Below are 22,853 nucleotides of genomic sequence, written 5' to 3' on the forward strand. Positions count from 1 at the left end.
ACCCGACACACGGAACCCCCTCGCATGCTCGACCCGTCCGAACTCCGGAACTTCTACCCCGTGATCGTGACACCGAGCCACGACGGCAAGTTCTTCCAGAACTACGTGGCCTCGCTGCTGAACTTCACCATCAACGCCGAGCGCGCCGGCATGAGGATGCAGGTGCTGATGCACCAGGGTGAAAGCCTGGTCACGCGTGCCCGCAACAACTGCGTGGCCCAGTTCCTGGCCAACAAGGAGTGGACCCACCTGTTCTGGGTGGATGCGGACATCGGCTTCTCCGCCGAGGCAGCGTTCCGCCTGCTGCTGTCGGGCTACGACATCGCCGCGGGCGTCTATCCGCTGAAGCGCGAGAACTGGCCGCAGGACGGTGTGGCGGCAGGCACCACGCAGCAACAGTTCGAGGCGGCCTTCACGCGCTACACGGTCAATGCCCAGGCCGAGGAAGGCGCGACGCAGATCGAGCTCGAAGTGCAGCCCGACGGCTTCATGAAAATGACCGAGGCGCCGACGGGCTTCATGGCGATCCGGCGCCAGGTGTTCGAGCGGCTCATGGCCGCCTACCCCGACTTGCAATACACGCCCGACAGCATCGGCGAGACCGACCAGGGGCTGCACTACCGCTTCTTCGATGTGATGGTCGACCCGGTCACGCGGCGCTACCTGTCGGAAGACTATGGCTTCTGCCGGCTGTGGTCGGGCCTGGGCGAGTCGATCTACATCGACGCCAATTCGAACCTGACCCACCAGGGCGCCAAGCTGTACCGGGGAGACTTTGCCCACTCGCTTCAGGCCTCGCTGCCCAACGCGGTCGGGGGCACGGCCGGGATGACGATGGTGCTGAAGGGCCAGGAGCACCTGAAATCCAATCCGTCGCACGGCTGACACCGAGCGAGCGCCCATGAAAAAGCCCCGCCGAAGCGGGGCTTTTTCATGGGGCCGGCGAGTCGATCAATCGGTCAGATCACCGGCTGCCGCAGCCCTCAGGCCGTGACCGTGTCCGCCACGCCCTTGTAGTCTTCGATCTTGTCGAAGTTCAGGTACTGGTAGATCTGCGCGCTGGACGCATCGATCACGCCCGTGGCGGCCATGTACTCCTCGCGCGTCGGGATGCGGCCCAGGCGCGAGCAGATGGCGGCCAGTTCGGCCGAGCCCAGGTACACGTTCGTGTTCTTGCCAAGGCGGTTCGGGAAGTTGCGGGTACTGGTCGACATCACCGTGGCGCCTTCGCGCACCTGTGCCTGGTTGCCCATGCACAGCGAGCAGCCCGGCATTTCGGTGCGGGCGCCGGCATTGCCGAACACGCCGTAGTGGCCCTCCTCGGTGAGCTGTTGGGCGTCCATCTTGGTCGGCGGTGCGATCCACAGCTTGACCGGGATGTCGCGTTTGCCTTCGAGCAGCTTCGACGCGGCGCGGAAGTGACCGATGTTGGTCATGCACGAACCGATGAACACTTCGTCGATGGCAGCGCCGGCCACATCGCTCAGCGTTTTCACGTCGTCGGGGTCGTTCGGGCAGGCCACGATGGGTTCGTGGATCTCGGCCAGGTCGATCTCGATGACTGCGGCGTACTCGGCGTCGTCGTCGCCCTTGAGCAACTGCGGGTTCGCCAGCCAGGCTTCCTGGGCGGCGATGCGGCGTGCCAGCGTGCGGGCGTCGGCGTAGCCTTCGGCAATCATCCACTTCATCAGCGTGATGTTGCTGTTGATGTACTCCTGGATCGGTTCCTTGTTCAGGTGCACCGTGCAGCCGGCGGCCGAGCGCTCGGCCGACGCGTCGCTCAGCTCGAAGGCTTGTTCGACCTTCAGGTCCGGCAGGCCTTCGATTTCGAGGATGCGGCCCGAGAAGATGTTCTTCTTGCCTTGCTTGGCCACGGTCAGCAGGCCCGACTTGATGGCGTACAACGGAATGGCGTTGACCAGGTCACGCAGCGTGACGCCGGGCTGCATCTTGCCCTTGAAGCGCACGAGCACCGATTCGGGCATGTCCAGCGGCATCACGCCGGTGGCGGCAGCGAAAGCCACGAGGCCCGAGCCCGCGGGGAAGCTGATGCCGATGGGGAAGCGGGTGTGGCTGTCGCCGCCGGTGCCGACGGTGTCGGGCGTCAGCAGGCGGTTGAGCCAGCTGTGGATCACGCCGTCGCCCGGACGCAGCGACACGCCGCCGCGGTTGGCCATGAACTCGGGGAGTTCGTGGTGCATCTTGACGTCGACCTTCTTCGGGTACGCCGCGGTGTGGCAGAACGACTGCATCACGAGGTCGGCCGAGAAGCCCAGGCAGGCCAGGTCCTTCAGCTCGTCGCGCGTCATCGGGCCGGTGGTGTCCTGCGAGCCGACCGAGGTCATCTTGGGTTCGCAGTACGTGCCCGGGCGAACGCCCTGGCCTTCGGGCAGACCGCAGGCGCGGCCGACCATCTTCTGTGCGAGCGAGAAGCCCTTCTTGGTGTCGACCGGGCTTTGCGGCAGGCGGAACAGCGTCGAGACGGGCAGGCCCAGCGCTTCGCGCGCCTTGGCCGTGAGGCCGCGGCCGATGATCAGCGGAATGCGGCCGCCGGCGCGCACTTCGTCGAACAGCACGTCGCTCTTGACCTGGAATTCGGTGATGACCTTGCCGTCCTTCAGCGCCTTGCCTTCATAGGGACGCAGCTCGACCACGTCTCCCATGTTCATCTGCGTGACGTCGAGTTCGATCGGCAGCGCGCCCGAGTCTTCCATCGTGTTGTAGAAGATGGGAGCGATCTTGCCGCCGAGGCAGACGCCGCCGAAACGCTTGTTCGGCACGAAGGGAATGTCTTCGCCGGTGAACCACAGCACCGAGTTGGTGGCGCTCTTGCGCGACGAGCCCGTGCCGACCACGTCGCCGGCGTAGGCCACGAGGTGGCCGCGCGCGCGCAGGTCCTCGATGAACTTCACCGGGCCGCGCTTGCCGTCTTCTTCAGGAACGATGCCGGGGCGGGCGTTCTTGTGCATCGCCAGGGCGTGCATCGGAATGTCGGGACGCGTCGTGGCGTCGGGGGCCGGCGACAGGTCGTCGGTGTTGATTTCGCCGGCCACCTTGAAGATGGTGACGGTGATGCTGGCCGGCACTTCGGGACGGCTGGTGAACCACTCGGCGTCGGCCCAGCTTTGCAGCACGCCCTTGGCGTGGACGTTGCCCTTGTCGGCCTTTTCCTTGACGTCGTGGAACTGGTCGAACATCAGCAGGGTTTTCTTCAGGCCTTCGGCTGCCACGGCGCCGACTTCGGCGTCGTCCAGCAGGTCGATCATGGGGCTGATGTTGTAGCCGCCGAGCATGGTGCCGAGCAGTTCGGTCGCGCGGGCGCGCGAGATGAACGCATTCTTCTCGGTGCCGTGGGCCACGGCCGCGAGGTAGCTCGCCTTGACCTTGGCGGCGTCGTCGACGCCGGCGGGCACGCGGTGGGTGAGCAGGTCGAGCAGGAAGGCACCGTCCTTGGCATTCGCGCTCTTGAGGAGCTCGATCGCTTCGGCGGTTTGCTTCGCGCTCAGGGGCAGCGGCGGGATACCGAGCGCGGCGCGTTCGGCAACATGGTCAACGTAGGCTTGCAACATCTTCTTTTCTCCGGAAACTAGGCTATCGGGCGTGCGGTACGGTCTCCAGCGGCCAAGCAAGAGCCGCGCCGCACCCCGGGTTCGGTGCTCGTCTTACTTCTTGGCCGCGTCAGCACCTTCGAAAAGGGCCTTCGGCGGGTTCTTCTTCATTTCGTCGGCAAAGGCGACCTGGGCCGCCGTCTGGCATTCGTCGGCGATGCGCAGGCCGGCCTTCTGGTTCATCAGCATCGACTTGTTGCCCAGCTGGAGCCACATGGCGCCGGCGCGCGGGTCTTCGAGGCGGATGGCGCCGGTGCGGCTTTCGACCGGGTGCATGCGGTACTTCAGACCCTTGGTCGTCACGGTGAAGAAGCCGGGCTTCTTCTCGTCGGGCGTGACGGTCACGTCGGCGCCGAGCTCGCACTGGGCCTTGCCGGTGGACACGCGCTGCGCGACGGCCAGGTCGGCTTCGGTGAGCACGATGTTGGTGTCGTCGGCGATCGGCGTGACCTCTTCGACAGCCTTGGCCGCCTTGCGGGTGACCTGGCGCTTCGGTGGCGTCTTCTTGGCTTCGGCCTTGGCAGCGGCCGGCTTGGTGGCGGTGGCGTTCTGCGCCACGGCGGCCAAAGGCAGGGCCAGCGCAACGGCGGTGATCAATGCGATTTTCTTCATGTGCGGGTTTCCTTGAGGCTGGATTCAGTGGGTTTCTGGAGACCGCGATGCAAACCAGGCTTTCGCCTCGGAGGGCAACGCGCGCCCTGTTGCGTGGGCACGCGTCAGAACCTGCCAGAAATGGCGGTAGCTCGCGCGGTCGTGCAATGTGCCATCAATTTGTGTCGGTGCCCAATCCGCCTCTGCGGCTTTTGTAATGATTTTTGTGGCAATTTGAATCTGCGCCTCGTCGGGCGCGAAGGCCTCGAGGATCGGCCGGATCTGGTTCGGGTGGATGCTCCACATCCGCGTGTAGCCGAATTCGGTGGCTGCCTTGCGGGCCGCGGTGCGCATGGCATCCATGTCGTTGAACTCGGTGACCACGCAGTGCGAGGGCACCTTGCCATGGGCATGCGCGGCCGAGGCCAGCGCCAGCTTGGCCCGCACGACCAGCGGATGGCTGAACTGCCCTGCCGCGCCCATGCCGTCGGCAGGGATGGCACCGGCATGCGCCGACACGAAATCCATCAGGCCGAAGCTCAGCGACTGCACGCGCGGATGAGCGGCGATCTCGAAGGCGTTGTGCACCGCAAGCGGGGATTCGATCAGCACGTGCAGAGGCAATGCACCGGCATCCGCCGCGTCGAGCGCTGCAACAGCCTGCAACACATCGGCCACCGACTCGACCTTGGGTACCATCAGGTGGCTCAGCCGCTGGCCGGCGCGTCCGGCAATGGTGATGACGTCGCCGGCAAAGGCAGGATGGTCGACCGGATGCACGCGCACGCCGACGCGCATGCCGGATTGGGCGGCCAGCGCGAGCTCGGTGACGAGCGCGGCATGCTCGGCCTCGCCACCGACCGGGGCGCCGTCTTCGCAATCGAGGGTGACGTCGAACACGCAGGCGCCGAACTCCTCGGCCATCTCGGCCTGGAGCGCGAGGCTCTTCTTCATGCGGGCCTCGACGCCGCTGTAGTGGTCGCACACCGGCAGCGTCACGGCGCCGGCCTGTGCGCCGAGCAGCACGTCCGCGGGATGGGCGACGGTCTTCGTCGTCATGCGTCTGTCTTCTTGTGCGCCACGATGAACATGCGCGGGAAGGCGAGCAGGCGCTTGCCGTCGGTGCGCACCGGATAGGCCTGGTCCACCCTGCGCTCGTATTCGGCGAGATAGCTCGCCTGGAGGTCGGGCGGCAGCCGGTCGACGAAAGGCTTCAGGCCCGTGCTGCGCACCCATTCGACGATGGAGGCGGCATCGGCCATGCGGTGCTGGTAGATCGTGTGCCAGACATCGACATTCGCCGCCTTGGGCGCCAGCAGGTCGTAGTAAGCGCCCAGCGGCAGCAACAGGGTGCGCAGCTTGTCGGCGTCACCGATGGGCTCGGCCCAGGGCGCTTCGGCCGCGAGCGCGCGCATCAGGCGGTGCGTGGGCTCCTGACGGTTGTCGGGCATCTGGACGGCGAGCACGCCGCCCGGGGCCAGCGCATCGAACAGGCGCGGGATCAGCGTTTCGTGATCCGGCACCCATTGCAGGGACGCGTTGGCATAGATGAGATCGGGCGCTTCGTCCGAAGACCGCGGCGCCCAGGTCGCGATGTCGCTCAATTCGAAGCGCGCGGCCGGCAGGCGCTCGCGCGCACTGACCAGCATGGCTTCGGAGTTGTCGGTGCCCGTGACTTGCGCCTTGGGGAACCGACGAACCAGCAACTCGGTGGAATTGCCCGGACCGCACCCGAGGTCGACCACGCGGGCGGCCTCGGCAAGCGGGACCCGCGCCAGGAGTTCCTGTGCGGGCCGGGTGCGCTCGTCCTCGTAGCGACGGTAGAGCGCGGGGTTCCAGTCGAGCATGGTCAAACCGATTGAGGTGCTACCGGCTTCGCCCGACGCATCCTTCGCGGAACACCGCGGAACCGGCTTTGCCGGGCCGCTGGTGTTGCCCCCTGCAAGGGGGTTGGCGAAGCGACACGAAGTGCGCGAAGCCTGGGGGTTTACAACAAGTGAGCGACGCCGGCGCGTTCGCCTTCGAGCTCTTCGAGGGTCTTGTTGATGCGTTCCTGGCTGAATGCGTCGATTTCGAGGCCTTCGACCAGCTTGTACTCACCGTTTTCGCAGGTGACCGGGAAGCCGAACATCACGTCCTTCGGAATGCCGTACTGGCCGTCCGACGGGATGCCCATCGTGACCCACTTGCCGTTGGTGCCCAGGGCCCAGTCGCGCATGTGGTCGATGGCGGCGTTGGCGGCCGAGGCAGCCGACGACAGGCCGCGGGCTTCGATGATGGCCGCGCCGCGCTTGCCGACGGTCGGCAGGAAGGTGTTGGCGTTCCATTCCTGGTCATTGATCATCTTGGCGACGCTTTCGCCGTTGATGGTGGCGAAACGGTAGTCGGCGTACATCGTGGGCGAGTGGTTGCCCCAGACGGTGAGCTTCTCGATGTCGGCCACGGCCTTGCCGGTCTTGGCGGCGATCTGGCTGGCAGCGCGGTTGTGGTCCAGGCGCAGCATGGCGGTGAAGTTCTTGCGCGGCAGGTCCGGAGCGCTCTTCATGGCGATGTAGGCGTTGGTGTTGGCCGGGTTGCCGACCACCAGCACCTTGACGTTGCGGCTGGCGACGGCGTTGAGGGCCTTGCCTTGCGCGGTGAAGATGGCGCCGTTGACGGCCAGCAGCTCGGCACGCTCCATGCCGGGGCCGCGGGGGCGCGAACCGACCAGCAGCGCGTAGTCGGCGTCCTTGAAGGCGGTCATCGGGTCGCCGTGGGCTTCCATGCCGGCCAGCAGCGGGAAGGCGCAGTCGTCGAGCTCCATCATCACGCCCTTGAGCGCCTTCTGGGCCTTCTCGTCGGGGATTTCGAGCAGTTGCAGGATGACCGGCTGGTCTTTGCCGAGCATTTCGCCGGATGCGATACGGAACAACAGGGCGTAACCGATTTGACCGGCGGCACCGGTAACGGCAACGCGGACAGGCTTTTTGCTCATGGGAAGACTCCAGAAGGTGGTGAAACGGGGTAGCGTCCTCGTGGGGCGCCGCGGTCCAGCGGGGGGAAGCTTTCCCGCGGCGCGGGACCGGGCCGCATTTTAAGCCGATTCAACAAAGGCCGTCTTATGTCTTATATAAGATATCCTCTGGGGGTCCGCCACGGCGCACCCCACCGCTGCCATGAACACGCCCTCCACCCTCGACGAGCCCACGACGCCGTCCTTCAGTCCGCTCTACCAGCAGATCAAGACCTTGATCCTGCAGAGCCTGCAGGCCGGCGAGTGGAAGCCGGGCGAGCCCATCCCCAGCGAGATGGACCTGGCGGTGCGTTACCGCGTGAGCCAGGGCACGGTGCGCAAGGCAATCGACGAGCTGGCGGCCGAAAACCTGGTGGTGCGCCGCCAGGGCAAGGGCACCTTCGTCGCCACGCATGCCGAGCAGCATGTGCAGTACCGCTTCCTGAAACTCGTGCCCGATGCCGGCGACCCCAACACCGAAGGCCCGGCCGAACGCACCATCGTCGACTGCAAGCGCCTGCGCGCCTCGGCCGACGTGGCGCGCGCACTGAGCCTGCGCACCGGCGACGCCGTGCTGCAGGTGCGCCGCGTGCTCGCTTATGCGGGCGTGCCGACCATCCTCGAAGACCTCTGGCTGCCCGGCGCGCCCTTCAAGGGCCTCACGGCCGACCGGCTGCGCGCCTGGCCAGGTCCGATGTATGCGATGTTCGAAACCGAATTCGGCGTGCGCATGGTGCGCGCCGAAGAAAAGATCCGTGCCGTGCTGCCCGACGCCGAACAGGCCCAGTTGCTCGACGTGCCGCTGCAGATGCCGCTGCTGAGCGTGGAGCGCGTGGCGCACACGTACCACGACATGCCGATGGAACTTCGCCGCGGCCTGTACCGCACCGACACCCACCACTACCGCAACCAGTTGGGCTGATCCGATGGCGCCGAAGAACATCGCCCGCGCGGGCGCAAACGCGCACACTCACCCCGCGCAACGCAGCCTTGAGCCCCGAGCATCCGACTACCGCAGTGCGTTGACTCCTGCGCGTCCGATGCGCGATGGTGCATTGCAATAGAATTTTGCGTTGTTTGCATTCCGCAGAAGAAACAAAAGCGTTCGCTCTCAGAACAAGCCAACAAGTCACAAAGCCACGAAAGCCATCTCCCTATGACAGAGCTTGCAACTCCCCCCCGGCCGCCGCGTCGCGAATTCCGGAACATCAACGCCTTCACCGATCTGACAACCTACCGGCTCCCACCGGCGGGCATCGTGTCGATCCTGCACCGCGTGAGCGGTGTGCTGATGTTCCTGCTGATGCCCTTCATCATCTGGATGTTCGACACCTCGCTGTCATCTGACTATTCGTTCGCGAAATTCAAGGCCGCGTTCAACACCGGCATCGGCTTTGCCCCGGGATGGTTCTTCAAGCTCGTCGCACTGGCCCTGATCTGGGCTTACCTGCACCACTTCATCGCCGGCCTGCGCCACCTCTGGATGGACGTGAGCCATTCGGCCGTGACCAAGGAGTTCGGTCACAGCTCTGCCATCTTCACGCTGGCAGCAAGCGTCATCCTCACGCTGGTGCTTGGCGCCAAGCTGTTCGGCCTGTACTGAGAAGGAGCCCACCATGTCTGTGAATTACGGCTCCAAGCGCGTCGTCGTCGGCGCCCACTACGGTCTGCGTGACTGGCTCAGCCAGCGCATCACCGGCGCCCTGATGGCGCTCTTCACGATCATCCTGCTCGCACAGCTGATCTTCTCGCGCGGCCCCATCGGTTACGACCTGTGGGCCGGCATCTTCGCCGCACAGTGGATGAAGGTCCTGACCTTCTCCGTGATCGTCGCCCTGCTCTATCACGTGTGGGTCGGCATGCGCGACGTGTGGATGGACTACGTCCAGCCCGTCGCCATCCGTCTCGTGCTGCAAGTTTTCACCATCGTCTGGCTTGTCGGTTGTGCGGGTTGGGCCATTCAAGTGCTTTGGAAGATCTGACCCACCATGACCTACACAAAAGAAAACATCACCAAGCGCAAGTTCGACGTCGTGATCGTCGGTGCCGGCGGCTCCGGCATGCGCGCCTCGCTGCAACTCGCACGTGCCGGCCTCAACGTGGCCGTGCTCTCCAAGGTGTTCCCGACCCGCTCGCACACCGTCGCTGCCCAGGGCGGCGTGGGCGCCTCGCTCGGCAACATGAGCGAAGACAACTGGCACTACCACTTCTACGACACGATCAAGGGCTCCGACTGGCTCGGCGACCAGGACGCGATCGAGTTCATGTGCCGTGAAGCACCGAAGGTCGTGTACGAGCTCGAGCACTTCGGCATGCCGTTCGACCGCAACCCCGACGGCACGATCTACCAGCGTCCGTTCGGCGGCCACACGGCCAACTACGGCGAGAAGGCCGTGCAACGCGCCTGCGCCGCGGCCGACCGCACCGGCCACGCGATGCTGCACACGCTCTATCAGAAGAACGTGGAAGCCCGCACCCAGTTCTTCGTCGAATGGATGGCGCTCGACCTCATCCGTGACGACGAAGGCGATGTGGTCGGCGTCACGGCCCTCGAAATGGAAACCGGCGACCTGCACATCCTGCAGGCCAAGACCGTGCTGCTGGCCACCGGCGGTGCAGGCCGCATCTTCGGTGCGTCCACCAACGCGTTCATCAACACCGGCGACGGCCTGGGCATGGCCGCGCGCTCGGGCATCCCGCTGCAGGACATGGAGTTCTGGCAGTTCCACCCCACCGGCGTGGCCGGCGCGGGCGTGCTGCTGACCGAAGGCTGCCGCGGCGAAGGCGCCATCCTGCTGAACAGCAACGGCGAGCGCTTCATGGAGCGCTACGCGCCCACGCTGAAGGACCTGGCTCCGCGCGACTTCGTATCGCGCTCGATGGACCAGGAAATCAAGGAAGGCCGTGGCTGTGGTCCCAACAAGGACTACATCCACATGAAGCTGGACCACCTGGGCGCGGACACCATCCACAAGCGCCTGCCGTCGGTCTACGAAATCGGCATCAACTTCGCCAACGTCGACGTCACCAAGGAACCGATCCCGGTGGTGCCGACCATCCACTACCAGATGGGCGGCATCCCCACCAACATCCACGGCCAGGTCGTCATCCAGAAGGGTGAAGACAACAGCGCCGTGGTGAACGGTCTGTACGCCGTGGGCGAATGCTCCTGCGTGAGCGTGCACGGCGCCAACCGCCTGGGCACCAACTCGCTGCTCGACCTGCTGGTGTTCGGCCGCGCGGCCGGCAACCACATCGTCGAGTTCAACGACAAGCTCAAGGAACACAAGGAGCTGCCGAAGAACGCCGCCGACCGCACGTTGCAACGCCTGAACGAACTCGAAGCCTCCACCGGCGGCGAGTACGCGCAGGACGTGGCCAACGAAATCCGCGCCGTCATGCAGCAGCACGCCGCCGTGTTCCGCAAGCAGGCCTCGATGGACGAAGGCGTGGTCAAGATCGCCGCCGTGCGCGACCGCGTCAAGTCGATCGGCCTGAAGGACAAGTCGAAGGTGTTCAACACCGCCCGCATCGAAGCGCTGGAAGTCGACAACCTGATCGAAGTGGCGCAGGCCACGATGGTCTCGGCCGCTGCCCGCAAGGAATGCCGCGGCGCCCACACGGTGGAAGACTACGAGCGTCCCGCGGACGATCCGGTCGCACCGCTGGGTCGCGACGACGCCAACTGGATGAAGCACACGCTCTGGTACAGCGCGGACAACCGCCTCTCGTACAAGCCCGTGAAGCTGCAGCCCCTGACCGTGGCCTCCGTGCCGCCCAAGGTCCGCACGTTCTAAGAATATTTACAAGGTCCATACGATGAAGCGCACATTCCAGATCTACCGCTACGACCCGGACAAGGACGCCAAGCCCTACATGCAGACGGTCGAGGTCGAACTCGACGGCCACGAGCGCATGCTGCTGGACGCCCTGATGAAGCTCAAGGCGCAGGATCCCACGCTGTCGTTCCGCCGCTCGTGCCGCGAAGGCGTCTGCGGCTCCGACGCGATGAACATCAACGGCAAGAACGGTCTGGCCTGCCTGACCAACATGAACACGCTCAAGGGCACCGTCGTGCTCAAGCCGCTGCCGGGCCTGCCCGTCATCCGCGACCTGATCGTCGACATGACCCAGTTCTTCAAGCAGTACAACTCGATCAAGCCGTACCTGCAGAACGACACCGTGCCGCCCGAGAAGGAGCGCCTGCAGTCGCCCGAAGAGCGTGAAGAGCTCGACGGCCTGTACGAGTGCATCCTGTGCGCGAGCTGCTCCACGAGCTGCCCGAGCTTCTGGTGGAACCCCGACAAGTTCGTCGGCCCGGCCGGCCTGCTGCAGGCCTACCGCTTCATCGCCGACAGCCGCGACGAAGCCACCGCCGAGCGCCTGGACAACCTGGAAGACCCGTACCGCCTGTTCCGCTGCCACACGATCATGAACTGCGTCGATGTGTGCCCGAAGAGCCTGAACCCCACCAAGGCCATCGGCAAGATCAAGGAACTGATGGTGCGTCGCGCCATCTGACGGTTTTTCCGAGAAGCCTTATGTCGACCCCCGCCAACGCCCCCGATACGCTGCTCGGCGAACGTGCGCTGAGCAAGCTCAAGTGGCGTTGCCGGCGCGGTCTGCTGGAGAACGACCTGTTCATCGCCCGCTTCTTCGAGCGGCACGAATCCCGCATGACCGTCGGCCAGGCGGGAGCGATGGAGACATTGATGGACCTGTCGGACAACGATCTCCTCGACCTCCTGCTGTGCAGAAAGGAGCCCGAGCCCGCATGGGCCGGGGCCGAGGTGGTCGCCCTGCTGCAGCTGATGCGTACCGACGGCGCTCAGCGCCCAGCCATTTCTTCTCCTTCGTCCTGAATCCTCCTCTGAAAGTAAACCGAAATGAAAGCATCCGATACCAAGGCCACGCTGTCGTTCAGCAATGGCGGCGACAACGTCGAACTGCCGATCTACAAGGGCACCATCGGCCCCGACGTGATCGACATCCGCAAGCTGTATGCGCAGACCGGCATGTTCACGTACGACCCGGGCTTCATGTCGACCGCCGCCTGCCAGTCGGCCATCACCTACATCGACGGTGACAAGGGCGAGCTGCTGTACCGCGGCTACCCCATCGAGCAGCTCGCGACCAACTGCGACTTCCTCGAGACCTGCCACCTGCTGCTGTACGGTGAACTGCCGGATGCTTCGAAGAAGGCCAACTTCACCAAGCTCGTGACGAACCACACGATGGTCAACGAGCAGATGCAGTTCTTCCTGCGCGGCTTCCGCCGCGATGCCCACCCGATGGCCATCATGACCGGCCTCGTGGGCGCCCTGTCGGCCTTCTATCACGACAGCACGGACATCAACAATCCCGAGCACCGCGAGATCGCCGCGATCCGCCTGATCGCGAAGATGCCCACGCTCGTGGCCATGGCCTACAAGTACACCGTCGGCCAGCCGTACATGTACCCGAAGAACGAACTCAGCTATGCAGGCAACTTCCTGCACATGATGTTCGCCACGCCGTGCGAGGAGTACAAGGTGAACCCGGTGCTCGAGCGCGCGCTCGACCGCATCTTCATCCTGCACGCAGACCACGAGCAGAACGCCTCGACCTCGACCGTGCGTCTGTGCGGCTCGTCGGGCACGAACCCCTTCGCGGCCATCGCGGCTGGCGTGGCGTGCCTGTGGGGCCCGGCCCACGGCGGTGCCAACGAAGCGGCGCTGAACATGCTCTACGACATCCAGAAGGAAGGTGGCGTGGAGAAGATCGGCGAGTTCATCAAGAAGGTCAAGGACAAGAACTCGAACGTCAAGCTGATGGGCTTCGGCCATCGCGTGTACAAGAACTACGACCCGCGCGCCAAGCTGATGCAGGAAACCTGCAACGAAGTGCTGACCGAGCTGGGCCTGGAAAACGACCCGCTGTTCAAGCTCGCCAAGGAACTCGAGAAGATCGCCCTGGAAGACGAGTACTTCGTGTCGCGCAAGCTGTACCCGAACGTCGACTTCTACTCGGGCATCGTGCAGCGCGCCATCGGCATCCCCGTGCCGCTGTTCACCGCGATCTTCGCGCTGGCCCGTACCGTGGGCTGGATCGCCCAGCTGAACGAAATGATCGGCGACCCCGAGTACAAGATCGGCCGCCCGCGCCAGCTGTTCGAAGGCTCGCCCAAGCGTGACGTGAAGCCGATCTCGGCCCGCTGATCGAGCGCAGGAGACTCCGCCCCCTGAAAAAGCTGCCTCCGGGCAGCTTTTTTATTGCCTGTTCGACATGCCCCTCCTCGCAGGCCGGCAGCGAGGCCATCGCGCATCGCGATGGCAACAGCTTGAAAACAGTAAGAAAATAGCCAACTCATCGCCAAATGCGATGCCCAAGCCTCCATGAGCACGTCCGAACGCAACTTCGCCCGCCGCATCGACCTCACGTCGCTGCAGCTGTTCGTGGCCGTGTGCGAGCTGGGCAGCATCGGGCGCGCGGCGGAGCGCGAATTCATCGCGGCGTCGGCCGTCAGCAAGCGGCTGTCGGACCTGGAGGCCACGCTCGGCACCGCCCTGCTCTACCGCCATGCACGCGGGGTAGACCTCACGCCGGCCGGCGAGAGCCTGCTGCACCACGCCCGCTCGGTGCTCTACAGCCTCGAGAAGATGCAGGGCGAACTCAGCGAGTACGCCGACGGCGTGCGCGGCCATGTGCGGGTGCACGCCAACATCTCGGCCATCGTGCAGTTCCTGCCGGAAGACCTGGGCGTCTTCACCCGCGCGCACGAGGCCATCAAGATCGACCTCGAGGAGCATCTGAGCAGCGAGGTGATCCGCGCCGTGCAGGAAGGCGCGGCCGACCTCGGCGTGTGCCATGTGGCCGGCGGCGCGGGCGAGCTGCAGAGCCTGCCGTACCGCCACGACCGCCTGGCGCTCATCGTGCCGACGGGGCACGCGCTGGCCGACCGCCGCCGCATCGACTTCGTCGAATCGCTGGCTTTCGACCACGTCGGCCTGCACACCAACAGCTCGATCTACGTCGCCATGCACGAGGCCGCACTGCAGGCCGGTCGCAGCGTCAAGCTGCGCATCCACGTCACGGGCCTGGACGCCATGTGCCGGATGATCGAAAACGGCCTGGGCATCGGCGTGATGCCGCAGCGCGCCTTCGAGCTCATGCAGGACGGCATCGGCCGCGGCCTGGTGAGCGTGGCGCTCGACGACGCCTGGGCGGCGCGCGAGATCCGGCTGGTGGCGCGCGACTTCTCCACGCTGCCCGTGGCCGCGCGCTCGCTGGTGAATCACCTGCACGCGGCCGCCGATTCGACGGACGCACCCGAATCCCTCGCGGCCTGAGCCGCATCGACAGACAATCCATTTCCCCACGAAAGAACGAGACCGACATGGCACGCACGCTCTACGACAAGATCTGGGACGAACACGTCGTCCACACCGAGGAAGACGGCACCGCGATCCTCTACATCGACCGCCACCTGGTGCACGAAGTGACCAGCCCTCAGGCCTTCGAAGGCCTGCGCGAAGCCGGCCGCAAGCTGTGGCGCATCAGCTCGGTCGTGGCCACGGCCGACCACAACACGCCGACCACCGGCTGGGAGCGCGGCTATGAAGGCATCGCCGACCCGACCAGCAAGGAACAGGTCACCACGCTGGATCACAACATCGCCGAATTCGGCGCCGCCGCGTTCTTCCCGTTCCTGAGCAAGCGCCAGGGCATCGTGCACGTGATCGGCCCCGAAAGTGGCGCGACGCTGCCCGGCATGACGGTCGTGTGCGGCGACTCGCACACCTCCACGCACGGCGCGTTCGGCGCGCTGGCGCACGGCATCGGCACCAGCGAGGTCGAGCACGTCATGGCCACGCAGACGCTGTTGGGCAAGAAGGCGAAGAACATGCTCGTGAAGGTCGAGGGCAAGCTGCCCCTGGGCTGCACGGCCAAGGACATCGTGCTGGCCATCATCGGAAAGATCGGCACCGCCGGCGGCACGGGCTACACGATCGAGTTCGCAGGCTCGGCCATCCGTGACCTGAGCATGGAAGGCCGCATGACGGTCTGCAACATGGCCATCGAGGCCGGCGCACGCGCCGGGCTGGTGGCCGTGGACGACAAGACCATCAGCTACGTGAAGGGTCGCCCGCTCGCGCCCACCGGCGTCGAATGGGACCAGGCCGTGAGCTACTGGCGCACGCTGCAGTCCGACCCGGGCGCGACCTTCGACGCGGTGGTCGAACTCGACGCGACGCAGATTCCGCCGCAGGTCACCTGGGGCACCTCGCCCGAGATGGTGGTCGAGATCAACGGCCGCGTGCCCGACCCCGACAAGGAGAAAGACGCCAACAAGCGCGGCGCCATCGAGCGCGCGCTGGTCTACATGGGCCTGGAGCCCAACAAGGCCATGAACGACATCTTCATCGACAAGGTGTTCATCGGCTCGTGCACCAACAGCCGCATCGAGGACATGCGCGAAGCCGCCGCCGTGGTGAAGAAGCTCGGCCAGAAGGTCGCGAAGAACGTGAAGCTCGCGATGGTCGTGCCCGGCTCGGGCGTGGTGAAGGAACAGGCCGAGCGCGAAGGGCTCGACCAGATCTTCAAGGCCGCGGGCTTCGAATGGCGCGAGCCCGGCTGCTCGATGTGCCTGGCCATGAACGCCGACCGCCTGGAGCCCGGCGAACGCTGCGCCTCCACCAGCAACCGCAACTTCGAAGGCCGCCAGGGCGCCGGTGGCCGCACCCACCTCGTGAGCCCGGCCATGGCCGCCGCCGCCGCGGTGCATGGTCACTTCGTCGACGTCCGTACGTTCGCCTGAACCCACCAGAGATTCACATGCAGAAATTCACCGTGCACAAGGGCCTCGTGGCCCCCATGGACCGCGAGAACGTCGACACCGACGCGATCATTCCGAAGCAGTTCCTCAAATCGATCAAGAAGACCGGCTTCGGCGTGAACCTGTTCGACGAGTGGCGCTACCTCGATGCCGGCTTTCCGGGTCAGGACCCGGCCAGCCGCAAACCCAACCCCGATTTCGTGCTGAACCAGCCGCGCTACGCGGGCGCCTCGGTGCTGCTGGCGCGCCAGAACTTCGGCTGCGGCTCGTCGCGCGAGCACGCGCCGTGGGCGCTCGACCAGTTCGGCTTCCGCGCGATCATTGCGCCGAGCTACGCCGACATCTTCTTCAACAACAGCTTCAAGAACGGCCTGCTGCCGATCGTGCTGCCCGAGGCGCAGGTCTCGCAGCTGTTCGACGAGGCCTTCGCCTTCCCGGGCTACTCGCTGACCATCGACCTGGAGCGCCAAGTGGTCGTGAAGCCCGATGGCCAGGAGTTCGCGTTCGACGTGCAGGCCTTCCGCAAGTACTGCCTGCTGAACGGCCTGGACGACATCGGCCTCACGCTGCGCCACAAGGACAAGATCAAGGCCTTCGAGGCCGAGCGCCTGGCGCAGAAGCCCTGGCTGGCGCACACGATGATCTCGTGACCGACCGCATTTCCGTTTTCAAGAAACCTCAGACCAACTTATGAAAATCGCAGTTCTCCCGGGTGACGGCATCGGCACCGAAATCGTGGCAGAAGCCGTCAGGGTGCTCGAAGTCCTCGACCTGAAGTTCGAGATGGAATCGGCGCTGGTCGGCGGCGCGGCCTACGAGGCCCACGGCCACCCGCTGCCCGAATCGACGCTCAAGCTCGCCAAGGAATCCGACGCTGTGCTGTTCGGCGCCGTCGGCGACTGGAAGTACGACAAGCTCGACCGCCCGCTGCGGCCCGAGCAGGCCATCCTGGGGCTGCGCAAGAACCTGGGCCTGTTCGCGAACTTCCGCCCCGCCATCTGCTACGAGCAGCTGGTGGGCGCCTCGAGCCTCAAGCCCGAGCTGATCGCGGGCCTGGACATCCTCATCATCCGCGAGCTGACCGGCGACATCTACTTCGGCCAGCCGCGCGGCCGCCGCACGGCCGTCGACGGCCACTTCCCGGGCGCGGAAGAGGCCTTCGACACGATGCGCTACTCGCGCCCCGAGGTCGAGCGCATCGCCCGCGTCGCCTTCGAGGCGGCCCGCAAGCGCAGCAAGCGCGTGACCAGCGTCGACAAGGCCAACGTGCTCGAGACCTTCCAGTTCTGGAAGGACATCGTGACCGAGGTCGGCAAGGAATATCCGGACGTCGAACTCGACCACATGTACGTCGACAACGCGGCCATGCAGCTCGTGAAGGCGCCCAAGAAGTTCGACGTGGTCGTCACCGGCAACATGTTCGGCGACATCCTCTCGGACGAGGCCGCAATGCTCACCGGTTCCATCGGCATGCTGCCCTCGGCGTCGCTCAACTCGAGCAACCAGGGCCTGTACGAGCCCAGCCACGGCAGCGCGCCCGACATTGCTGGCAAAGGGGTTGCCAATCCTTTGGCTACAATCCTGTCCGCTGCCATGATGCTCCGCTTCTCCCTCAACCAACCCGAAGCTGCCGACCGTATCGAGTCGGCGGTCAAGCACGTGCTGGCCTCCGGCCTGCGCACGGGCGACATCTGGTCCGAAGGCACGAAGCGCGTCGGCACCCGCGAAATGGGCGACGCGGTCGTAGCAGCCATCACCAAAAAGACGATTACCGGCTAACCGCAGCCCGCTTCGTCACGCCCTCCCCCGGCCGACGAGTCGGGGGGCAAAAAAGACTGAATTTTTCTTTCTTCACTAAGGGCAAACTGAAATGGCGAACGCATCCAAGCAACCTCTGGTCGGCCTCGTGGGCTGGCGCGGCATGGTCGGCTCGGTCCTCATGGACCGCATGCAGGCCGAAGGCGACTTCGGCCTCATCGAGCCGGTCTTCTTCTCGACCTCCAACGCCGGCGGCAAGGCCCCGGCAATGGCCAAGAACGAGACCACGCTGAAGGATGCGAACGACATCGAGGCACTGAAGAAGTGCGACATCGTCATCACCTGCCAGGGCGGCGACTACACCAGCGAGGTGTTCCCCAAGCTGCGTGCCGCCGGCTGGAACGGCCACTGGATCGACGCGGCCTCCACGCTGCGCATGAACGATGACGCGATCATCGTGCTCGACCCCGTCAACCTGCCCGTGATCCAGAACGCGCTCGCCAAGGGCGGCAAGAACTGGGTCGGCGGCAACTGCACCGTGAGCTGCATGCTCATGGGCGTGGGCGCCCTCTACAAGGCCGGCCTGGTCGAGTGGATGACCAGCATGACCTACCAGGCAGCCTCGGGCGGCGGCGCGCAGCACATGCGCGAGCTGCTGACCCAGTTCGGCACGCTCAACGCCGAAGTACGCGCGTTGCTCGACGACCCGAAGTCGGCCATCCTCGAGATCGACCGCAAGGTGCTGCACAAGCAGCAGAACCTGAGCGCCGCCGAAACGGCCAACTTCGGCGCACCGCTGGGCGGTTCGCTGATCCCCTGGATCGACAAGGACCTGGGCGACGGCATGTCCAAGGAAGAGTGGAAGGGCGGCGCCGAGACCAACAAGATCCTCGGCCAGGGCGCGGGCTTCGGCACCGCCGCCACGCCGGTGGACGGCTTCTGCGTGCGCATCGGCGCCATGCGTTGCCACAGCCAGGCCTTGACCTTCAAGCTCAAGAAGGACGTGCCAGTCGCCGACATCGAGGCGATGATCGCCGCCGACAACCCCTGGGCCAAGGTCGTGCCGAACACGCGCGAAGCCACGGTCAAGGACCTGACGCCTGTCGCCGTGACGGGCACCATGGACATCCCGGTCGGCCGCATCCGCAAGCTGGCGATGGGCCCCGAGTACGTCGGCGCCTTCACCATCGGCGACCAGCTGCTGTGGGGCGCTGCCGAACCGCTGCGCCGCATGCTGCGCATCCTGCTCGAAGCCTGATGCGGGCTGCTCAGGCCCTTGGAATACAAAAATGTTGCCGAAAGGCAACACAGGATGTCATCGGAAGTATGCGCGCACTGGGTAGAAGAGGCGCATTGCCTTGTCAGTGCATGGTGATGATGCTAACGTCCTCTTACAAATTCAGGGCCTGAGCCGCCCCTATCAGCATGACAAGACATCTGTTGCCCGCGGCCCGCCCTTCGGCCGCCCGCCCCGCCCTGCCGTCGAACGGCTGGCGCCTCTCCATCCTGGGCGCCGCTGCCGCCCTGACACTGGGACTGGCCAGCGCCGACGCCAGCGCCTTCGCGCTGGGGCCGCTGCGGGTGCAGTCGGCACTGGGCGAACCGCTGCGCGCCGAGATCGACGTCACCGAAATCGCCGCCAACGAAGCGGACAGCCTGAAGATCAACATCGCCAAGGCCGAAGCCTTCAAGAACGCAGGCATCCCCTACAACGCGGCGCTGGGCGACGTGAAAGCCACGTTGCAACGCCGTGCCGGCGGCCAGTACGTGGTGCGCCTGGCCGGCAACCGCCCGCTCAACGACCCCTTTATCGACCTGCTGCTCGAAGCCAACGGCGCCTCGGGCCGCATCGTGCGCGACTACACCGTGCTGCTCGATCCGCCGGCCACGCGCCAGGCGGCAGCCGCGCCGATCGCCCCCATTGCGCCGCAGATCGCCACGCCGGTCGAACGCCCCGCACCTGCTCCGCGCGTGCGCCGCGAGCCCGCGCCTGCGGTTGCGGCAACACCGGCACCCGCTGCTTCGCCTGCCCCTGCAGCCGCACCAGCTCCGGCACGTGCCGCCGTCGCGGCCCCCACCGGTGGCAGTGGCGAGCAGCTCACGGTGCGTCGCGGCGACACCGCCGGCAAGATCGCCGCGGCCCACAAGCCCGCCGATGTTTCGCTCGACCAGATGCTGGTCGCGCTGCTGAACGCCAACCCTGACGCCTTCGTCGGCGGCAACGTCAACCGGATGAAGGCCGGTGCCGTGCTCGACCTGCCGAGCGCTGCCGCGGCAGCCGCCGTGCCCGCCGCTGATGCACGCCGCACGATCACCGCGCAAAGCCGCGACTTCGGCAGCTATCGCCAGCGCCTCGCCGAAAACGCGCCGACCACCAACGTGGCCGCCGCCAGCCGTCAGGCCTCGGGCAAGCTGCAGGCCAGCGTGGAAGACCGCAATGCCGCCGCCAGCGCGCCCGACAAGCTCACGGTGTCGCAAGGCAACGCCGCCACGCGCGCTGCCGACGAAAAGGTCGCACAGGCCCGTCAGGCGCAGGACAGCAGCAATCGCGTCGCCGAACTCTCGAAGAACATCAGCGAGCTGAACAAGCTCAAGGCCACCAGCGGGACCGGAACTGGCAGCGGATCGTCCGCAGCCGCCGCGCCCGCAGCGCCGAACACCACCCCCGGCATCGCCGTTCCCGCGCCGTTGACCGGTGCCACGACGCCGTCGCCGGCAGCCCCAACGAGTCCTGCACCCGTCGCTGCACCCGCAGCAACGCCTGCCGCAGCTGTCGCCGCACCGGCAACGCCAGCTCCGGTCGCAGCCCCCGCGGCCACGGCTCCGCTCGCTGCAGCCTCAGCGGCTGCGCCCGCCGCCGCAGCAGCACCGTCTGCCACCGACGCCGCAGCCCTCCCCGTGGCAGCCGCTGCCAGCGCTGCGGCCGCAGCCGCCCCCTTCGTCGCACCCAAGCCCGTGGTCAAGGCCGCGCCGCCGCCACCTCCGCCGGAGCCCAGCTTCCTCGACGAGTTGCTCGACAACCCGCTGATGCTCGCGGGCGCTGCGCTGATCGCGCTGCTGGTCGGCTTCCTGCTGTACCGCGTGCTCGGCCGTCGTCGCGAGGAAATGAGCGAAAGCGTGTTCCTCGAGAGCCGCATTCCCAAGGACTCGTTCTTCGGCGCCAGCGGCGGCGAATCGGTCGACACAAAGAACCGCGGCGATTCCACCGTCTCGTCGCTGTCGTACTCGCCGAGCCAGCTCGACGCGGGCGATGTCGACCCGGTCGCCGAAGCCGACGTCTACCTCGCCTATGGCCGCGACCTGCAGGCCGAGGAAATCCTGCGTGAAGCGCTGCGCCTGAACCCGGATCGCACCGCGATCCACCTCAAGCTGCTCGAAATCCACGCCAAGCGCCGCGATGTGCGCGCCTTCGACGGCCTGGCCACCGAAGTGCACAAGCTGACCAACGGCGTGGGCTCCGAATGGAACCGCGTGGTCGACATGGGCAAGGACCTCGATCCGGGCAACCCGCTGTACGAATCGGGCACGGGCACCGCGCGTGGCGCCAGCCAGGCCGAAACCGCCGCCTTCGCCGGCGCGCTGGCAGCCGCCGCCAAGCCGGCTGCCGCAGCCGTCGTGGCACCGCCGCCCCCGGCCGCACCGCCCGTGGCGTCTGCGCCCCCTGCCTTCGTGCCGTCGGTCGCACCGCTGGACTTCGACCTGGACCTGAGCCAGCCGCCAGCACCTGCGCCCGCTCCGGTGGGCGCCAGCCTGCCGAAGTCGGTCTACGCCCCGACGGCCGCCCCGGCCCCGCTGAGCAATGGCCACGCCGTGGCGCCTGTCGATCTCGAGAACGACTTCGACACCGCACCCGGCGCGCTGACCGCCCACACCCGTCCCTCGTCGCTGAACGACGCGGAGCACAACACCCGCCCGGCCATGCTGCGCGACGCGCTGCCTGCCGATTCCGGCTTCATCGAATTCGACATGAGCGCCCTCGCCGGCCTGCCGGCCCGCTCCGCTGCCGCCGAAGCACCGCGCTCCGCGGCTGTGGCCGCCTCGGCGTCCGCACTGGATGACGATGGCGACGACAACCCGCATGCCGTGAAGCTCTCGCTGGCCCGCGAACTGCAGGCCATCGGCGACGTCGAAGGCGCGCGCTCGCTGGTCGAGGAAGTCGAAGCCGAAAGCGCTGGCGACCTCAAGTCGCAAGCCAAGCAACTGCTCGCCGAACTGCGCTGAGCCGGTTGCCGACTGTCCTTCTGACCGCTTCGTGAGGCTGGCACTCGGCATCCGCTACAACGGCCAGGCATACGAGGGCTGGCAGAGCCAGCGCTCGGGCCGCACGGTGCAGGACAAGCTCGAGGCGGCCCTCGCGAAATTCGCCGGACTGCCCGCCGGCAGCAGAGTCAGCACGCTGTGCGCCGGCCGCACCGACGCCGGCGTGCACGGGCTCATGCAGGTGGTGCACTTCGACACCGCCATCGAGCGCGATCCTTTCTCCTGGATGCGCGGCACCAACCGCTACCTGCCCGACGACATCGCGGTGCAGTGGGCGCACCCGGTGCCTGATGAATTCCATTGCCGCGCCAGCGCCCTGGCGCGCCGCTACGTCTACGTGCTCTCGCAATCGCCCGTGCGGCCCAGCCTGGATTCCGGCCGGGTCGGTTGGTCGATGTACCCGCTCGACGGCGATGCCATGCGCGCCGCCGCGGCGCTGCTGGTGGGCCGGCACGATTTCAGCTCGTTCCGTGCTTCGGCCTGCCAGGCCCTCTCGCCGGTCAAGGACCTGCGCCGCATCGAGATCACGCGCGTGGGCGACGGCGAACGCTGCCGCTGGCATTTCGAGTTCGAGGCCGACGCCTTCCTGCACCACATGATCCGCAACCTGATGGGCAGCCTCGTGCGCATCGGCCGTGGCGACGAGCGGCCCGAGTGGATTTCCGATGTACTCGAAGCGCGCAGCCGCAAGGTCGCGGCACCCACTTTCTCCGCCGATGGCCTGTATTTTCTCGGCCCGTTGTACGACGCCAAGTGGGGTCTGCCGGCCGAGGCCACGTTCCAGGCTGACCGGGCTTCGTATGATGGCCCGCCATGACATCCCCCGCCC

Annotated in this window: 20 protein-coding genes; 15 read left to right on the forward strand and 5 right to left on the reverse strand. The window is 66.3% G+C overall.

Annotation, left to right across the window (positions count from 1 at the left end):
* Window positions 1-24 precede the first annotated feature (24 nt).
* On the forward strand, window positions 25-885 hold the full coding sequence (locus D3H34_RS23705; protein WP_119556694.1) for a hypothetical protein: 861 nt from the start codon (window positions 25-27) through the stop codon (window positions 883-885).
* 98 nt (window positions 886-983) lie between these two features.
* Here the strand turns inward: D3H34_RS23705 and D3H34_RS23710 are convergent, their stop codons facing one another.
* The 5 genes from D3H34_RS23710 to D3H34_RS23735 all read right to left on the reverse strand — a co-directional run bounded on the left by D3H34_RS23710 (window position 984) and on the right by D3H34_RS23735 (window position 7,173).
* On the reverse strand, window positions 984-3,569 hold the full coding sequence (locus D3H34_RS23710; protein ID WP_119556695.1) for a bifunctional aconitate hydratase 2/2-methylisocitrate dehydratase: 2,586 nt from the start codon (window positions 3,567-3,569) through the stop codon (window positions 984-986).
* 93 nt (window positions 3,570-3,662) lie between these two features.
* Window positions 3,663-4,220 (reverse strand): hypothetical protein, encoded by a 558-nt coding sequence (locus D3H34_RS23715; RefSeq protein WP_119556696.1) that lies wholly within the window; start codon window positions 4,218-4,220, stop codon window positions 3,663-3,665.
* Window positions 4,221-4,244: 24 nt separating this feature from the next.
* Entirely contained in the window at window positions 4,245-5,258 is a 1,014-nt protein-coding gene (locus D3H34_RS23720; RefSeq protein ID WP_119556697.1) for an HpcH/HpaI aldolase/citrate lyase family protein, read from the reverse strand.
* Complete coding sequence (tam, locus tag D3H34_RS23725; protein ID WP_119556712.1) at window positions 5,255-6,046, reverse strand: trans-aconitate 2-methyltransferase; 792 nt, start codon at window positions 6,044-6,046, stop codon at window positions 5,255-5,257. Before tam ends, D3H34_RS23720 begins: the two co-directional genes overlap by 4 nt.
* A 140-nt stretch (window positions 6,047-6,186) precedes the next feature.
* Window positions 6,187-7,173: a malate dehydrogenase gene (locus D3H34_RS23735; RefSeq protein WP_042578072.1), complete on the reverse strand. Its 987-nt coding sequence runs from the start codon at window positions 7,171-7,173 to the stop codon at window positions 6,187-6,189.
* 181 nt (window positions 7,174-7,354) lie between these two features.
* On the opposite strand from D3H34_RS23735, the gene D3H34_RS23740 reads away from it, so the two are divergent.
* The 14 genes from D3H34_RS23740 (at window position 7,355) to truA (ending at window position 22,841) form a co-directional block, all read left to right on the forward strand.
* Window positions 7,355-8,113 (forward strand): GntR family transcriptional regulator, encoded by a 759-nt coding sequence (locus D3H34_RS23740; protein WP_119556698.1) that lies wholly within the window; start codon window positions 7,355-7,357, stop codon window positions 8,111-8,113.
* Window positions 8,114-8,347: 234 nt separating this feature from the next.
* Complete coding sequence (gene sdhC / locus D3H34_RS23745) at window positions 8,348-8,794, forward strand: succinate dehydrogenase, cytochrome b556 subunit (protein ID WP_119556699.1); 447 nt, start codon at window positions 8,348-8,350, stop codon at window positions 8,792-8,794.
* 13 nt (window positions 8,795-8,807) lie between these two features.
* On the forward strand, window positions 8,808-9,173 hold the full coding sequence (sdhD, locus tag D3H34_RS23750) for a succinate dehydrogenase, hydrophobic membrane anchor protein (RefSeq protein WP_119556700.1): 366 nt from the start codon (window positions 8,808-8,810) through the stop codon (window positions 9,171-9,173).
* A gap of 6 nt (window positions 9,174-9,179) precedes the next feature.
* Window positions 9,180-10,988: a succinate dehydrogenase flavoprotein subunit gene (gene sdhA, locus D3H34_RS23755; protein WP_119556701.1), complete on the forward strand. Its 1,809-nt coding sequence runs from the start codon at window positions 9,180-9,182 to the stop codon at window positions 10,986-10,988.
* 22 nt (window positions 10,989-11,010) lie between these two features.
* Window positions 11,011-11,712 carry a succinate dehydrogenase iron-sulfur subunit gene (locus D3H34_RS23760; RefSeq protein ID WP_062479706.1) on the forward strand — a complete coding sequence of 234 codons (702 nt, stop codon included), beginning with the start codon at window positions 11,011-11,013 and terminating at the stop codon, window positions 11,710-11,712.
* Window positions 11,713-11,732: 20 nt separating this feature from the next.
* The gene (locus tag D3H34_RS23765; RefSeq protein ID WP_119556702.1) at window positions 11,733-12,053 is read left to right on the forward strand and encodes an FAD assembly factor SdhE; all 321 of its coding nucleotides are present in this window, start codon (window positions 11,733-11,735) and stop codon (window positions 12,051-12,053) included.
* Between the two features lie 24 nt (window positions 12,054-12,077).
* A complete protein-coding gene (gltA, locus tag D3H34_RS23770) occupies window positions 12,078-13,388 on the forward strand; it encodes a citrate synthase (RefSeq protein ID WP_119556703.1) in 1,311 nt (436 codons plus the stop codon).
* 177 nt (window positions 13,389-13,565) lie between these two features.
* Entirely contained in the window at window positions 13,566-14,519 is a 954-nt protein-coding gene (locus tag D3H34_RS23775) for a LysR family transcriptional regulator (RefSeq protein ID WP_119556704.1), read from the forward strand.
* 47 nt (window positions 14,520-14,566) lie between these two features.
* Entirely contained in the window at window positions 14,567-15,988 is a 1,422-nt protein-coding gene (gene leuC / locus D3H34_RS23780; RefSeq protein WP_119556705.1) for a 3-isopropylmalate dehydratase large subunit, read from the forward strand.
* Window positions 15,989-16,005: 17 nt separating this feature from the next.
* Window positions 16,006-16,656, forward strand: coding sequence for a 3-isopropylmalate dehydratase small subunit (gene leuD / locus D3H34_RS23785; RefSeq protein WP_119556706.1), 651 nt, complete (start codon window positions 16,006-16,008; stop codon window positions 16,654-16,656).
* Between the two features lie 40 nt (window positions 16,657-16,696).
* Window positions 16,697-17,785: a 3-isopropylmalate dehydrogenase gene (leuB, locus tag D3H34_RS23790; protein ID WP_119556707.1), complete on the forward strand. Its 1,089-nt coding sequence runs from the start codon at window positions 16,697-16,699 to the stop codon at window positions 17,783-17,785.
* 91 nt (window positions 17,786-17,876) lie between these two features.
* Complete coding sequence (gene asd, locus D3H34_RS23795) at window positions 17,877-19,022, forward strand: aspartate-semialdehyde dehydrogenase (protein ID WP_119556708.1); 1,146 nt, start codon at window positions 17,877-17,879, stop codon at window positions 19,020-19,022.
* Window positions 19,023-19,189: 167 nt separating this feature from the next.
* A complete protein-coding gene (locus tag D3H34_RS23800; RefSeq protein ID WP_119556709.1) occupies window positions 19,190-21,985 on the forward strand; it encodes a FimV/HubP family polar landmark protein in 2,796 nt (931 codons plus the stop codon).
* A gap of 31 nt (window positions 21,986-22,016) precedes the next feature.
* A complete protein-coding gene (truA, locus tag D3H34_RS23805; protein ID WP_119556710.1) occupies window positions 22,017-22,841 on the forward strand; it encodes a tRNA pseudouridine(38-40) synthase TruA in 825 nt (274 codons plus the stop codon).
* Window positions 22,842-22,853: the final 12 nt, after the last annotated feature.

The organism is Acidovorax cavernicola, assembly GCF_003581445.1.